12 protein-coding genes are annotated in these 14,607 nt (G+C 71.6%); 4 read left to right on the forward strand and 8 right to left on the reverse strand.

What is annotated here, in order from left to right; all coding sequences use genetic code 11:
• Positions 1-38 precede the first annotated feature (38 nt).
• The 4 genes from CHF15_RS00530 to CHF15_RS00545 all read left to right on the forward strand — a co-directional run bounded on the left by CHF15_RS00530 (position 39) and on the right by CHF15_RS00545 (position 4,800).
• The gene (locus tag CHF15_RS00530) at positions 39-842 is read left to right on the forward strand and encodes an EI24 domain-containing protein (protein ID WP_089221566.1); all 804 of its coding nucleotides are present in this window, start codon (positions 39-41) and stop codon (positions 840-842) included.
• A gap of 84 nt (positions 843-926) precedes the next feature.
• On the forward strand, positions 927-1,682 hold the full coding sequence (locus CHF15_RS00535; protein ID WP_179279599.1) for a class I SAM-dependent methyltransferase: 756 nt from the start codon (positions 927-929) through the stop codon (positions 1,680-1,682).
• 112 nt (positions 1,683-1,794) lie between these two features.
• Positions 1,795-2,994 (forward strand): C15 family peptidase, encoded by a 1,200-nt coding sequence (locus tag CHF15_RS00540; protein ID WP_245938609.1) that lies wholly within the window; start codon positions 1,795-1,797, stop codon positions 2,992-2,994.
• 252 nt (positions 2,995-3,246) lie between these two features.
• A complete protein-coding gene (locus tag CHF15_RS00545; protein ID WP_089221569.1) occupies positions 3,247-4,800 on the forward strand; it encodes a pyridoxal phosphate-dependent aminotransferase in 1,554 nt (517 codons plus the stop codon).
• Between the two features lie 51 nt (positions 4,801-4,851).
• Here the strand turns inward: CHF15_RS00545 and CHF15_RS00550 are convergent, their stop codons facing one another.
• The 8 genes from CHF15_RS00550 to CHF15_RS00585 all read right to left on the reverse strand — a co-directional run bounded on the left by CHF15_RS00550 (position 4,852) and on the right by CHF15_RS00585 (position 14,492).
• Positions 4,852-5,718, reverse strand: a complete 867-nt coding sequence (locus CHF15_RS00550; protein WP_143681501.1) for a hypothetical protein — start codon at positions 5,716-5,718, stop codon at positions 4,852-4,854.
• Between the two features lie 214 nt (positions 5,719-5,932).
• Positions 5,933-7,114 (reverse strand): aldose epimerase family protein, encoded by a 1,182-nt coding sequence (locus CHF15_RS00555; protein ID WP_089221571.1) that lies wholly within the window; start codon positions 7,112-7,114, stop codon positions 5,933-5,935.
• 42 nt (positions 7,115-7,156) lie between these two features.
• A complete protein-coding gene (gene mmsB, locus CHF15_RS00560; protein ID WP_089221572.1) occupies positions 7,157-8,416 on the reverse strand; it encodes a multiple monosaccharide ABC transporter permease in 1,260 nt (419 codons plus the stop codon).
• Position 8,417: 1 nt separating this feature from the next.
• A complete protein-coding gene (gene mmsA / locus CHF15_RS00565; RefSeq protein ID WP_089221573.1) occupies positions 8,418-9,968 on the reverse strand; it encodes a multiple monosaccharide ABC transporter ATP-binding protein in 1,551 nt (516 codons plus the stop codon).
• Positions 9,969-10,034: 66 nt separating this feature from the next.
• Positions 10,035-11,156: a multiple monosaccharide ABC transporter substrate-binding protein gene (chvE, locus tag CHF15_RS00570; protein WP_089221574.1), complete on the reverse strand. Its 1,122-nt coding sequence runs from the start codon at positions 11,154-11,156 to the stop codon at positions 10,035-10,037.
• Between the two features lie 6 nt (positions 11,157-11,162).
• Positions 11,163-12,209: a hypothetical protein gene (locus CHF15_RS00575; protein ID WP_089221575.1), complete on the reverse strand. Its 1,047-nt coding sequence runs from the start codon at positions 12,207-12,209 to the stop codon at positions 11,163-11,165.
• Positions 12,210-12,312: 103 nt separating this feature from the next.
• Complete coding sequence (locus CHF15_RS00580; protein WP_089221576.1) at positions 12,313-13,335, reverse strand: zinc-dependent alcohol dehydrogenase; 1,023 nt, start codon at positions 13,333-13,335, stop codon at positions 12,313-12,315.
• The gene (locus CHF15_RS00585; protein WP_089221577.1) at positions 13,332-14,492 is read right to left on the reverse strand and encodes a mandelate racemase/muconate lactonizing enzyme family protein; all 1,161 of its coding nucleotides are present in this window, start codon (positions 14,490-14,492) and stop codon (positions 13,332-13,334) included. The genes CHF15_RS00580 and CHF15_RS00585 overlap by 4 nt, the downstream gene beginning before the upstream one ends.
• Positions 14,493-14,607: the final 115 nt, after the last annotated feature.

The raw sequence follows: 14,607 nt of genomic DNA on the forward strand, positions 1-14,607 counted from the left end.
CGTCCCCGGCCGCCCGCGGTTCGCATACCCTGTCGCGCATGCGAGATCTTGCCTCCGGTATACGGCTCTTCGTGGACGGCCAGCGCTGGGTGCTCCGGCACGGCCGCTGGTTCGGCTTCGGACTGCTGCCCGCGCTGATCACCCTCGTCGGCTACGCGGGGGCACTGGTCGCCCTCGCCTTCTGGGCCGACGACGCGACCGCCTGGGCCACGCCCTTCGCCGACGACTGGGACTCGCCCTGGCGCGGCCTGTTCCGCGGGCTGCTCACCGCGGTCGCCTTCGGCGGCGGTCTGCTGCTGGCGGTGATCTCCTTCACCGCGGTGACCCTGCTGGTCGGCCAGCCCTTCTACGAGTCCCTGGCCGAGCGCGTCGACGTCTCCGAGGGCGGCGCCCCGGACGGGCCCGACCTCCCGCTGTGGCGGGAGTTGCTGCAGTCCGCCCGGGACAGCCTGCGGGTGCTGGTCCGGGTCGCGATCTGGGGCGTCCTGCTCTTCGCGGCCGGCTTCATCCCCGTCGTCGGCCAGACCGTCGTCCCCGCGATCGGCTTCTGCGTCTCCGGCTACTTCCTCGCCCTCGAACTCACCGGCGTCGCCTTCCAGCGCCGGGAGGTGCCGCTGCGGGAGCGGATGCGCATGCTGCGCGGCCGGATGGCGCTCACGCTCGGGTTCGGGGTGCCGCTGATCCTGTGCTTCCTGGTGCCGCTGGTCTCCGTCCTGCTCATGCCCGGCGCGGTGGCCGGCGCCACGCTTCTGGTGCGGTCCCTGATGCCGCCGCAGGGAGTCCCGGAGCCGCGGCCGGAGTCCGGTGCGCCCGTGGAACCGCTGGACTTCCGCAAGCCGTAGCCACCGGGGCGAACCGGAGGGAACCATTCCGCACCCGTCGTGTGACCTATGTACGGGGACGAGCACGCGAGGGGGAGGCGCGCCATGGCGCAGCGCACCAACCAGTACGACGACAACCCGCAGAGCTACCGCACCTACTGGGTGAGCCGCGGCTACGAACACGACGCCGAGGTGGCCGCGTTGCGCAGGCTGCTCGAAGGGCGGCACTTCGGCCACGCGGCGGACGTCGGCGGCGGCTACGGCCGGCTCGTGCCCGTGCTGCGGGAGTTCGCCGACCGGGTCACGCTGGTGGACGCCAGCCGCAAGCAGCTGAACGACGCGGAGGTGTACCTCAAGGGGCTCGCCGGGGTGAGCATGCGGCTGATGAGTGCCGACGGCCTCGGCCTGCACTCCGCGAGCGTGGACCTGGTCACCCTGATCCGCGTCATGCACCATCTGCCCGACCCGCGGGCCGCACTGACCGAGATCGCCCGGGTGCTGCGCCCGGGCGGCACCGCCGTCGTCGAGACCGCCAACCTCGCGCACGCCGCCAACCGGCTCCGCTACGCGGCGCACCGCCGGCGGGTGCCGCTGTCGCCGGTGGACATCCGCTCGGCGGAGAACCGCGAGCGCGACAGCATCCCGTTCGTCAACCACCACCCGCGCACGGTCGCCGCGCAACTGGAGGCCGCGGGGCTGCGCGTCGAGCGGCGGCTGTCGGTGTCCAACCTGCGCAGCACGCGGCTGAAGCGGGTGGTTCCGCACTCGGCGCTGGTACGGGCCGAGGGCGCGCTGCAGTCCCCGCTGGCCCGCGTGGGGTTCGGGCCGAGCATCTTCTTCCTCGTCCGCAAGCCGGGCTAGGCCCCGGGCACGGTCGGGCTCGGCCCGGCAGCCGGCCGCTGGCGGAGCGGGGCTCCGGTGCGGCATGCTCCGGGCGGCCGACCCTTACCCGACCGACCGGAGGTCCCCCGCGATGCGGCTGCCGCTCCACCCCGGCGTGCCCGCCGACGTCCCGCCGCCGACGGGCGAGGAACTGCGCCTGGAACGGGCGGTGCCGCGGGAGATCCTGCGCCGCAGCGGCTTCCACACCGCGGCTCCCCGGTTCGCCCGGGCGCTGGCGGAGGCCCGCGACCCGGCCGAGGCCGCCAGGACCGTACGACGGCACGGGCGCGCCCTGTGGCGGGCCGCCGTGGACCGGGCGCAGGGCCGCGGGCCGGTGGCGGGCGCCCTGGGGCACGACGACGACCGGCCGCTGTACTGGGCCCGGCTCGCCCTCGCCGGGGAACTGCGGCGGTGGGAGCCGGCGTTCACGCTGCCCGCCGCCGTCCGCACGGCGCTGGCGGCCCGTCTGGAGCGTGCCTCGCGGGGGCAGGACGCCGTCCGCCCTCCCGTGGCCGAGGGCGTGCGGCGTGTCCTGCTGACCGGCTTCGACCCCTTCCGGCTGGACGCCGACATACGCCGCGGCAATCCCTCCGGGGCCGCGGCGCTCGCCCTGGACGGCGTCACGCTGGAGACCTCCGCGGGCCCGGCCCGCGTCGAGACCGTCGTCTTCCCGGTGCGCTGGGGCGACTTCACCGACGGCACGGTCGAACGCGTGCTGCGCCCCCGGTTCCGGCCCGGCCCGCGCCGTGTCGACCTCTTCGCCACCGTCAGCCAGGGCCGGGACGGACGCTTCGACCTCGAACGCTTCAACGGCGCGTGGCGCGGCGGCCACCCCGACAACGCGGGCCTGTCCGTCACCGGCCCGGTCCCCGTCGCCGCCCCCGGCCGGCAGCCGCAGTGGACGGCGTCCACCCTGCCGTACGCGGCGATCGCCGCCGCCGGGACCGGTGCCTTCCCGGTGCACGACCGCACCACCGTCACCGAGGTGCCCGCCGGGGCCACCGCCCCCGTCACCCGTGAAGGGGGCCCGACGGCCGGCTCCGCCGCCCGCGCCGGGGGCGGCGGCGACTACCTCTCCAACGAGATCGCCTACCGGGCCACCCTGCTCCGGGACAGGCTCGCGCTGCCCGCCCCGGGCGGCCATGTCCACACCCCGGTGCTCCACTTCGGCCCCGGCAACACCGAACCGGCCACCGGCACGGTCTCCGACCCCGTCTTCGTCGCCCAACGGCTCGCGGTCACGGCCCAGATCCGCGCCCTCCTCGTCGCGGCAGCGGGCACCCTCGGCTGAGAGGGGCACGCCGGCCCCCGTCCCCGTCCCCGCCCCGCCGTCGACGTCCGAGGGAAGGGGCGGCGGTCACTGAACGGAAGCGCGCCCGGGCCCGTATGAGACGCGGGAAGGCCGCAAGATAGCCGAACCGCGCACCACTTGTCCCACGATCGACCCACATGTACTAGATGTGAGGAATGTGTGACAAGGTCGTGCAGGCAAGGGGAAGCGGGCCGCCGCGGCGCGGCCCCCGTGATCGAGGGAGGTTCTGCCGTGACCGTCGCTGTCGGCGTCACCGGTAATGCCACCGAGTTGTTCCGCGCCAACACCGCGCACAGTCCCTCGTACTTCGCGCTGCGCCGCGCCGCCGGCGGCCTGTCGCCCTCCGGCGGAGGGCGCGACATCGTCGACTTCTGCATCCCGTGCAACCCGTACTTCCCGAGCCCGGCCATGTACGACAAGCTCCAGGAGTCGATGCGGGACATCCTCACCTACTACCCGAGCAGCACGGACGTCATCACCAACGAGCTGTGCTCGCTGCTCGGCCTCAACCCGCAGACCGTGGCCATGGGCAACGGCTCCACCGAGCTGATCACCTGGATCGACCACCTGCTGGTCCGCGAGAGCCTGGCGATCCCCATACCGACCTTCGGCCGCTGGACCGACCAGCCGATGGAGACCGGCAAGCGCGTCGACATGTTCCTCCTCCCGGAGGCCGCCGGATTCGCCCTCGACCCGGCGGCCTTCGTCGCGTTCGTCCGCGCCCGCGGCTCCCGTACGGCCGTGATCTGCAACCCCAACAACCCCGACGGCGGCTTCCTCCCCAAGCACGCCGTCGTGGCGCTCATGGACGCCCTGTCCGACCTCGACCTCGTCGTGATCGACGAGTCCTTCCTCGACTTCAGCGACGCCGAGGCCTGGCCGAGCGTCGCCGACGAGGCCGTCCTGCGGCCCAACGTGATCGTCCTGCGCAGCCTCGGCAAGAACTTCGGCCTGCACGGCATCCGCTTCGGCTACCTGGTCGCCAATCCCGCGCTGGCCGGGAAGGTCCGCCGCATGCTGCCGAAGTGGAACCTCAACTCCTTCGCCGAGGCGGTGGTCTTCATGCTCAAGGACCACCGCGAGGAGTACGCGCAGAGCCTGCGCATGGTCTCCCGCGACCGCCAGGAGATGACCTGGCAGCTCGCGGCGCTGCCGGGGCTCACCGTCTACCCGTCGCAGGGCAACTTCGTCTTCGTCAAGCTCCCCGACGGCGTCGACGGCGCCGTGCTGCGCGACCGGCTGCTGGCCGAGCACGGGGTGCTGGTCCGCGAGTGCGGCAACAAGCTGGGCAGCAGCAGCCGTTTCATGCGGCTGGTGGTCCGCCCCCAGGCCGACGTCCAGCGGCTGCTCACCGGGCTGAGCACGGTGCTGTACGGCAGCACCTGGTACGCCGCCCCCGCGCCCGCCCCCGCGGCTGCCGCGCCCGTCCAGGAGCAGCCCCCGCCGCCCCCGCAGCCCGCGCCGCAGCAGCTGCCGCAGATCCAGCCCGCCCCGCCGCCGCAGCCGCTCCCGCAGATCCAGCAGGCCCCACCGCCCCAGCCGCTGTACGAGCAGCCCTTCGCGCCGCCTCCGGCGCCGCCGCAGCCCGTCTACGAGGTCAGACGCGAGCCGCAGCCTCAGGTCCAGCCGCAGCCTCAGCCCCAGGTGCAGCCCCAGGTCCAGCCGCGGGCCGAGGGGCCCGCCACGGACATGTACCCCGCGCTGGCCGCCGAGGTCCCGCCGGCCTTCGCGGCGGTACCGTCCGGCACCCCGCGGCCGGCCCTGTACTGGCAGGACGCCTCCTGACGCACCGCGCCCGCGCGGGCCGGCAGCTCACCGGCCGGCGCGGGCGCGGGGTCACCTGGCCGAGCGGAAGGAGCGGCTCTCCAGGGTCTTCCACTCCCCGCACGAGCTCTGCTTGCCGCGGGTCTCGTGGATGGTGCAGTGCGTCTCCACCACCCGGCCGTCCCGGGTGATCGCCTTGACCCACACGCCGGAGCCGACGGAGGTCACCGTGGCCCCGCAGACGCCGCGCGGGTAGCCCCGGTTGCCGCTGAGGGAGTGCCACACGAAGCGCCCGCGGGGAAGGGTGCGGCCGCCGATGAAGATCCGTCCCTCGAACACCGCGACGGAGATCTCCTGGTCGTTCTTGCGGAGGGTGGAGTCGATGCTGACGCAGTCGCCCTCGCGGCCGCCACGTGCGTCGCCCTGGTCGTCCCGGCGTCCGTCGTCGCGGTTCCCGCCCTGGTCGTCGCGGTGCTGCTGCTGCGGGCGCTCGTCCCGGCCCTGGTCACCGCCCTGGTCACGGCCCTGGTCGCCGCCCTGGTCGCCGCGTTCGTTCCCGCTCTCGTTCCCGCCCTCGTCCCGGCCGTTGTCGCCCCGGTCGGTCTCCCGCTCGCCCCGCTGGTCCGTGCGCTCCCCGCCGTCCCCGCCGTCCCCGCCGTCCGCGCCGTCCTCGTCGCGGGCCTCCTGCTCGCGGCCGCCGTCCTCGCCCTCCTCCGCCTCTTCCTCGTCGTCGTCGGCGGCGACGCTCCGCGTGACGGGCGGCCGGGGGTCGTTCACGGCCGCCCTCGTGCCGGCCGCCGTGGTCACGGTGCCGGGGGTCGTGGCGAGCACGGGCGCCGACACCGCGGCCGCGGCGACGGCGAGCGGCACGACCACGCCGGTCAGCCGTCCGTACCGCCGGAACCTGCGCGGCGAAGACGGCCTGCCGTCAGGACTCATGGGGGACTCCTCGTCGAATGCGAAAGCCGCAGGGCCTGATCGACGGGATGCGTACCCCCCGGCGCGCGGACTGTGTGCCGCTGTCATTCCGGTGGCCCAGAACATTCCCGTACGGCCCAGGGGAAGTTCACCCGGAGCCGTCCCCCAAGTCGACAGGCGGGGGCGCCCGGGAGAGAATCCCGGCCGCCCCCGCCCGCGGGGAGGGTGGCGCCGCTCAGTGGGTGCCGAAGGAGTGCACGGTGGTGGAGCGGTAGGTCTGCCCCGGCCGCAGGACCGTCGACGGGAACGAGGGCTGGTTGGGGGAGTCCGGGAAGTGCTGGGTCTCCAGGCAGAAGCCGTCGCCCTGCCGGTAGACCCGGCCCGAGGAGCCGGCGAACGCACCGGTCAGGAAGTTGCCCGTGTAGAACTGCACACCGGGCTCGGTGGTGGCGATCCGCATGACCCGGCCGGAGACGGGCTCGGTGACCGTCACGATGTGCTCGGGCGCGGCCGTGCGGCCCTTGTCGAGCACGAAGTTGTGGTCGATGCCCTGGCCGTACAGGATCTGCTGGTGCGCGGAGCGGATGTCGCGGCCGATCGTCTTCGCCGAGCGGAAGTCAAACGGGGTGCCCGCGACGGGCGCCAGTTCACCGGTGGGGATCAGGGTGGAGCCGACCGGGGTGTAGCGCCGGGCGGCGATCTGGACCTCGTGGTCGTAGATGCCGCCGTCGCCCTCGCCGCGCAGGTTGAAGTACGTGTGGTTGGTGAGGTTGACGACCGTCGCCTTGTCGGTGGTGGCGGTGTAGTCGATCCGCCACCGGGCGTCGGCGGTCAGGGTGTAGACGACCTTGACCTTCAGCGTGCCCGGGTAGCCCATCTCGCCGTCCGCGCTGGTGTAGCGCAGCACCAGACCGGCGTCCGAGCCCGCCTTGAAGCCCTCGACCGCCCAGACCCGCTTGTCGAAGCCCCGGTCGCCGCCGTGCAGGCTGTTCGGGCCGTCGTTGACGGGCAGCTGGTGGGTGCGGCCGTCCAGGGTGAACTTCCCGCCCGCGATGCGGTTGCCGTAGCGCCCGATCAGCGCGCCGAAGTACGGGCTGCTCGCCACGTAGCCGGCCAGGTCGTCGAATCCGAGGGACACGTTGACGCGGCGGCCGCGCCGGTCGGGCAGCTCCAAGGTCTGGACGATGCCGCCGTACGAGAGCACCTTGAGGGTGATCCCGCCGTTGCTGACCGTCCAGATGTCGACCTTGGTGCCGTCCTCCAGGGTCCCGAAGTGTTCCTTGCTCACCTTGCTCCTGCCAGCGGGCCTGTGCCTGGCGTCGGCGGTCTGCCGCGCCGTGGCGGCCTCCCCGGCCGCCCAGGCGTTCGTCCCGCCGATCGCGGGCGCGACCGCCCCGAGTGCCGCGCCCGCGATCAATGTACGTCTGTTCACTTGCGGCTCCTTCTGTAGGTAGCTGCTTTACGAACCGACCTTGCGCTTGTTCCAGACGTCGAAGCCGACCGCCGCCAGGAGCACCAGACCCTTGATGACCTGCTGGTAGTCCGTGCCGATGCCGACCAGCGACATCCCGTTGTTGAGCACCCCGAGCACCAGGCCGCCGATGATGGCGCCCAGCACCGTGCCGACGCCGCCGGTCGCGGAGGCACCGCCGATGAAGGCGGCCGCGATGGCCTCGAGCTCGAAGTTGATGCCGGCCTGCGGGACGCCGGCGTTCAGCCGCGCCGCGTAGACCAGTCCGGCGAGGGCGGCGAGTACGCCCATGTTCACGAAGACCAGGAAGACGACCCGCTTGTCCTTGACGCCGGAGAGCTTGGCCGCCGCCTGGTTGCCGCCGAGCGCGTACACGTGGCGTCCGATCACCGCGTTGCGCATCACGAAGCCGAAGACGATGAGCAGCCCGGCGAGGATGAGCAGCACGATCGGCACGCCGTGGTAGCTGGCGAGGGTCATGGTGAAGGCGACGCAGCAGGCGACGATGGCGAGCAGCTTCAGCAGGAAGAAGTTGCGCGGCAGCACGTCCAGGTCGTACGCGAGCTGCTGGCGGCGGTCGCGGATCTCCTGGACGACGGCGATGGCGATCACCACGAGACCGATGAGCAGCGTCAGGTTGTGGTAGTTCGTGTGCGGTCCGACCTCGGGCAGGAAGCCGTTGCCGATCTTCTGGAAGCCGCGCGGGAAGGGCGAGATGGACTGGCCCTCCAGGAAGATCTGGGTGCCGCCGCGGAAGAGCAGCATGCCGGCCAGGGTCACGATGAACGACGGGATCCCGACGTACGCGATGAAGTAGCCCTGCCAGGCGCCGGCGATCGCGCCGATGAGCAGGCAGGCGACCAGGGCGAGCGGCCACGGGACGTGATGGTGGATGATCATCACGGCGGCGGCCGCGCTGACGAAGGCCGCGAGCGAACCGACGGACAGGTCGATGTGGCCGGCGATGATCACGACCATCATGCCGATCGCCAGGATCAGGATGTAGCTGTTCTGGCCGATGAGGTTGGTGACGTTCTGCGGTTTGAGCAGGATGCCGCCGGACCATATCTGGAACAGCGCCGCGATCAGCACCAGCGCGATGATCATGCCGTACTGGCGCATGTTGCGCCGTGCCGCCTGCAGCAGGAGGCCGGCGGCTCCGGCCGCCGCGCCGCCGTCCTTGACGGCCGCGGCCGCGCCCCCGGCGGGCGGCGGAGGATTCTTGTCGGTCTTCACCGGGCTGCCCATCTCAGTTACCTCGGTCCATGGTCATGTGGCGCATAAGCACTTCCTGCGTCGCGCTCTCGCGCGGGATCTCCCCGGTCAGCCGGCCCGCCGACATCGTGTAGATGCGGTCGCACATGCCGAGCAGTTCCGGCAGCTCGGAGGAGATGAAGACGACGGCCTTGCCCTGGGCCGCCAGGTCGTTGATCACCGTGTAGATCTCGTACTTGGCCCCGACGTCGATGCCCCGGGTGGGTTCGTCGAGGATGAGGACCTCCGGCCCGGCGAAGATCCACTTGCTCAGGACGACCTTCTGCTGGTTGCCGCCGCTCAGCTTGCCCGTGGTCTCGAAGACGGTCGGGGTCTTGATGTTCATCGTCGAGCGGAAGGACTCGGCGACGCGGGCCTCCTCGTGCTGGTTGACGACGCCGCGCTTGGCGACCTTGGACAGGGCGCTGAGCGAGATGTTGCGGCTGATGTCGTCGATGAGGTTCAGCCCGTAGTGCTTGCGGTCCTCGGTGACGTAGGCGATGCCGTGGCCGACCGCCTCCGGGACGGTGCGGGTGCGGATCTCCTTGCCGTCCAGGTAGACCCGGCCGCTGATGCCCCGGCCGTAGGAGCGGCCGAAGACGCTCATGGCCAGTTCGGTGCGGCCGGCCCCCATCAGCCCGGCGATGCCCACGATCTCGCCGCGCCGGACGTTGAGGGAGACCCCGTCGACGACCTTGCGCTGCTGGTCGATGGGGTGGTGCACGGTCCAGTCCTCGACGGCGAAGGCCACCTCGCCGATCTCCGGTTCCCGCTCGGGGAAGCGGTGGTCGAGGTCGCGGCCGACCATGCCGCGGATGATCCGCTCCTCGGTGACGGTGCTCCCGCCGTCCTCGTCGGTGGCCTTCATGTCGAGCGTCTCGATGGTCCGCCCGTCCCGCAGGATGGTGATGGAGTCGGCGACCCTGGCGATCTCGTTGAGCTTGTGCGAGATGATGATGCAGGAGATGCCGTGCTCCTTGAACTCCAGGATGAGGTCCAGGAGTTTGCGGCTGTCCTCGTCGTTCAGGGCGGCCGTCGGCTCGTCCAGGATGAGGAGCTTGACCTCCTTGGACAGCGCCTTGGCGATCTCGACGAGCTGCTGCTTGCCGACGCCGATGTCCGCCACACGGGTGCTCGGCTGGTCGGTCAGCCCGACCCGCTTGAGCAGCGAGCCCGCGTGCCGCAGCGTCTCGTTCCAGCTGATGACACCGCGTGTGGAGTGCTCGTTGCCGAGGAAGATGTTCTCGGCGATGGACAGGTAGGGCACCAGGGCGAGTTCCTGGTGGATGATCACGATGCCGCGCTGCTCGCTCGCGCGGATGTCGCGGAACTCGCATGTCTCACCGCGGAAGAGGATCTCCCCTTCGTAACTGCCGTGCGGATAGACCCCGCTGAGCACCTTCATCAGGGTCGACTTGCCCGCACCGTTCTCACCGCAGATGGCGTGGACCTCGCCCTCGGCGACAGTCAGGGTGACGTCGGAGAGCGCCTTGACCCCTGGGAAGGTCTTGGTGATGGAGCGCATTTCGAGGACGGGTCCGGCCATTCCTGCTTTCCGTTCTCCTCGGGTGGTGGGAAGGGGAAGATCGTCGGTGGTGTGCCGGCTCCGGGACTACTGGAGCTCGGACTCCTTGATGTAGCCGGAGTCGACGACGGTCTCCTTGTAGTTCGACTTGTCGACGCTGACCGGCGGCAGCAGGTAGGTCGGGACGACCTTGGTGCCGTTGTCGTAGGTCTTGGAGTCGTTGGTCTCCGGCTTGCCGCCGGTCAGCACCGCGTTGCCCATCTGGACGGCGACCTTGGCCAGTTCGCGGGTGTCCTTGTAGACGGTCTGGGCCTGCTCGCCCGCGATGATCGACTTGATCGAGGCGACCTCGGCGTCCTGGCCCGTGACGATCGGCAGCGGCTTCTTGCCGGTGCCGTAGCTCACGCTCTTGAGCGCCGAGATGATGCCGCGGGAGATGCCGTCGTACGGGGAGAGCACCGCGTCCACGTCGTCGGACGTGTACGACTTGCTGAGCAGGTCGTCCATGCGGGCCTGGGCGGTGGCGCCGTCCCAGCGCAGGGTGGTGACCTGGTTGAGCTCGGTCTGGCCGCTCTTGACCACCAGCTGCTTCTTCTCGATGTACGGCTTGAGGGTGTCCATCGCGCCGTTGAAGAAGTACTTGGTGTTGTTGTCGTCGGGCGAGCCGGCGAAGAGCTCGATGTTGAAGGGGCCCTTCTTGCTGCCGTCCTTCAGGCCCAGCTTCTCGATGATGTAGCCGGCCTGGAGCTCGCCGACCTTGTAGTTGTCGAAGGTCGCGTAGTAGTCGACGTTCTCCGAGCCCAGGATGAGGCGGTCGTAGGAGATCACCTTGATGCCGGCGTCGTGGGCCTGCTGCAGCACGTCGCTGAGGGCCGAGCCGTCGATGGCGGCGATGACCAGCAGCTTGTCACCCTTGGTGATCATGTTCTGGATCTGGGCGACCTGGTTCTCGACCTTGTCGTCGCCGTACTGCAGGTCGGTCTTGTAGCCCTGCTCCTTGAACTGCTTGACCATGTTGTCGCCGTCGGCGATCCAGCGCTCCGACGACTTGGTGGGCATGGCGATGCCGATGGTGCCCTTGTCCCCGTCCTTGCTGCCGCCGCCTCCGGTGTTGTCGCTCTGCCCGCAGGCGGTCGCGGTGGCGCCGAGGGCGAGGGTGGCCACCATCGCGGCGGCGGTGCGCAGACGTGCGGCTCTGGCGATGCGCATGGCTGATCAGATCCTTTCGGCGGCCAGGCGGGGGTCGGTCGCCTGGTCCGGGTCGGTCGCGATGTCCAGGGGGAAGCGGTGGAGCGGGCCCGGCAGCCGCGCGCCCAGCGGGGACTGCCCGCCGTCCGCGCCCAGCCGGGAGAGCAGGTCGAGCACAAGGCGGCCGCGCCGGACCCGCTCGCGGGCGGTCGACAGGGCGACCTCCCGCAGCTGGCGTCCGTACGGGTAGATGCCGGGGGCCTTGCTGAGCCCGAACTTGAGGTAGATCGGCGCGCCGCGGCGGATCAGCTCCGCCGCGTCGTAGAGGCGTACGAAGCCGCCGAGGTCGTCCGGGGCCTCGATGTAGAAGTCCATCGGCGCCCGGCTGACCCGGCGGATCTCGGTGATCTGCTGGAGGGTCAGGTCGGAGGGGATGTTGATGGAGTCGGCGCCCAGCCGCTCCCACACCGCGTAGGCCGCCGGGTTGACCGGGCCGACCAGCGCCGAGACCTTGAAGGTGGTGTCGGCCGGCAGCAGCCCCTGCTCCCGCAGCTGGTGCAGCAGCCACAGCACGCCCTCGTCGGCGACGAGCAGGCAGCGCACGCCCAGGGCGGCCGCCCGCAGCGCGTCCTCGACGCAGCCGGCCACCTGGTCGTGGCCGCGGGCGCGCAGGCCCCCGCCGCGGGAGTCGGTGCGGGTGGCGGCGCCGATGTCCCAGGTGCCGCGGGGACCGGTGAACAGGCAGAGCTCGACGTCCCGTTCGGCGCACGCGGCGACCATCTCGGTGATCTCCGCGTCCGTCAGCATCCAGATGCCGCTGCCCTGGCTGATCCGGTGCACCGGCACTTCCAGCCGTTCGCTCTCCTCCAGCACGGTGGCCAGGGCCTCCGGGCCCTCCACGGAGGGGATCTCGGTGCGCCAGGTGCCGCCGTCGGGGAAGGAGTGCGGGGAGGAGTCGGCGGGGTCGTCCGCCGGCGCGCCGTGACCGAGGAGTGTGAGCGCGTACTGTCCCGGGTGGCGGGGACCGGAGGCGGTGCCGGCCGTGCCGGGGCTCGGGGTGGGTGCGTCGGTCACGGTGCTCCTTCGTTCTCGCCGTTCGATATTTCGGACGACGTTCGGTTCATTGGGTGTGAGTGGGCACGGATGGGACATCGGGTGTCCGCCGCGCACGGAGCGGTCACGGACGCAGCAGCACCTTCCCCACCTTGGGATCCCGGCTCCCCAGCAGTTCCAGGGCGTCGGCGTACTCCTCCAGGGGCAGGTCGTGCGTGATCAGCGGTGCCGGGTCCAGGATCCCGGCGTCGAAGGCCCGTACGGTGTGGGCCCAGGCGGCGGGCGGCGCCCCGAAGACCGTGTGCACGGTCAGCTGGCGCACCACCAGGTCGGTGGGGTCGAGGCCGAGTGCCCCCGGCGCGGGGATGCCGGTCAGCGCCATCCGGCCGCCGCGGCGCAGCAGCCCCGCCGAGACACGGGCCGCGGAGGCGGACCCGGCGGCCTCGACCACCAGGTCGTACTCCCCCTCGGCATCGGCCAGTTCGGCGGACGTGCGGAACCGCGTGGCGCCGAACGAGGCGGCCAGCTCCTCACGGACCCGGCCGGTGCCCACCACCAGCAGCTCCGCCGGCGACACCGCGGCCAGGAACTGCACCGCCAGCATGCCGAGCGTGCCGGTGCCGACGACCGCCACCCGCTCGCCCGGCGCCGCCGGGGCCTTCAGCAGCGCCGCCGCCACGCACGCCGCCGGCTCCAGGAGCGCGGCGGTGCGCAGGTCGGCGGCGTCGTCCAGGACGTGCAGCAGCCGGGCGGGCAGCGTCAGGGTGTCCGCCATGGCGCCGGGCTGCGTGAAGCCGGTCTCCTCGTACGGGGCGCTGCACAGCGTGGTCTCCCCGGCGTGGCAGCGCTCGCAGACCTGGCAGTTGCGGAAGCCCTCGCCGACGACCTTGCGGCCCACCAGCCCGTCGGCCACCCCGGCGCCGACCGCCTCCACCGTGCCGGACCACTCGTGGCCCGGGGTGACGGGGTAGCGGACGTACCCCTCGGGGCGGGTGCCGGCGTACATCTCCCGGTCGCTGCCGCAGATGCCCGCGGCGTGCACACGGACCAGCGCCTCGCCCGGACCGGGCGGCACCGGTCCGGCCGGCGCGATCCGGTGCCGGCCGGGCCCGTCGAGGACGACGGCGCGGGGGGTGTGGACGGTCACTTCGCGCCCTTCGGCTGCCGGCGCTCCCAGCCCTCGGCCCACAGGTCGAAACGGGCCTGCTGCTGGGGGAACTCGGCGGCGGCGTCGACGTCGAGCTCGACACCGAGGCCCGGTGCGTCCGAGAGGGTGAAGTACCCGTCCTCGCCGACCACGGGGGCGCCCTTGACGACCTTCTTGATCTCGGAGTCCGCGAAGTCGTTGAAGTGCTCGAGGATCTTGAAGTTGGGGGTGCACCCGGCGAGCTGGAGGCTCGCGGCGGTGAGCACGGAGCCGCCGACGTTGTGCGGGGCGACCAGCACGTAGTGGGTCTCCGCGGTGGCGGCCAGCTTGCGGACCTCGTTGATGCCGCCGATGTGCCCGAGGTCGGGCTGGATGATGTCGGCGGCCTGCAGCTCGAACAGCTCGCGGAACTCGTAGCGGTCGTGGATGCGCTCGCCGGTCGCGATCGGCAGGTCCGTGTGGGCGGCCACCTTCGCCAGGGCCTTGAGGTTCTCCGGCGGCACCGGCTCCTCGATCCAGCTGGGCTTGAAGGGCGCCAGGTCCTTGGCGACGCGGATCGCGGTCGCCGGGCTGAACCGGCCGTGCATCTCCACCAGCAGCTCGGTCTCGGGGCCGATCGCGTCGCGCACGGCCTCGATGAGGGAGACGGAGTAGGCGGTCGCCGCGTGGTCCAGCTCGAAGTGGCCGGTGCCGAAGGGGTCGATCTTCAGCGCCCGGTAGCCCCGCTCCACCACGGCGGCCGCGGCCTTGTGGTAGGCCTCCGGGGTGCGCTCGGTGGTGTACCAGCCGTTGGCGTACGCCTTGACCTTCTCGTTCACCTTGCCGCCGAGCAGCTGCCAGACGGGCACGCCGAGGGCCTTGCCCTTGATGTCCCAGCAGGCCATCTCGATGACGGCGATGCCGGACATGACGATCTCCCCGGCACGCCCGTAGTCGCCGTACTTCATCCGGCGGACCAGGTCCTCGACCGCGAAGGGGTCCGAGCCGGCTATGTGGTTGGCCTCCGCCTCGTGGAGGTAGCCGAGCAACGCGTCGGTGTGGCCGAGCATGCGGGTCTCGCCGACGCCCGTGAGTCCCTCGTCGGTGTGGACGAGCACATAGGTGAGGTTCCGCCAGGGAGTGCCGACCACATGGGTGCTGATGCCGGTGATGCGCACGGAAGTTCGCCCCTTACAGGGTGTCGTTCGAGATTTCGTCACACGTTCGAAATGTTGAAGGGAACGTAGTTACGGGCTCCCGGCGGTGTCAATGGGTGTGCCGGGGAGGTGACGG

Source organism: Actinacidiphila glaucinigra (assembly GCF_900188405.1).
GTDB classification, from domain to species: domain Bacteria; phylum Actinomycetota; class Actinomycetes; order Streptomycetales; family Streptomycetaceae; genus Actinacidiphila; species Actinacidiphila glaucinigra.

Excerpts from the sequence above, each read along its gene's own strand:
- mmsA (WP_089221573.1), bottom strand. The coding sequence starts at position 9,968 with ATGGCCGGACCCGTCCTCGAAATGCGCTCCATCACCAAGACCTTCCCA.
- chvE (WP_089221574.1), bottom strand. The coding sequence starts at position 11,156 with ATGCGCATCGCCAGAGCCGCACGTCTGCGCACCGCCGCCGCGATGGTG.
- CHF15_RS00550 (WP_143681501.1), bottom strand. The coding sequence starts at position 5,718 with ATGAGTCCTGACGGCAGGCCGTCTTCGCCGCGCAGGTTCCGGCGGTAC.
- CHF15_RS00540 (WP_245938609.1), top strand. The coding sequence starts at position 1,795 with ATGCGGCTGCCGCTCCACCCCGGCGTGCCCGCCGACGTCCCGCCGCCG.
- mmsB (WP_089221572.1), bottom strand. The coding sequence starts at position 8,416 with ATGGGCAGCCCGGTGAAGACCGACAAGAATCCTCCGCCGCCCGCCGGG.
- CHF15_RS00535 (WP_179279599.1), top strand. The coding sequence starts at position 927 with ATGGCGCAGCGCACCAACCAGTACGACGACAACCCGCAGAGCTACCGC.
- CHF15_RS00530 (WP_089221566.1), top strand. The coding sequence starts at position 39 with ATGCGAGATCTTGCCTCCGGTATACGGCTCTTCGTGGACGGCCAGCGC.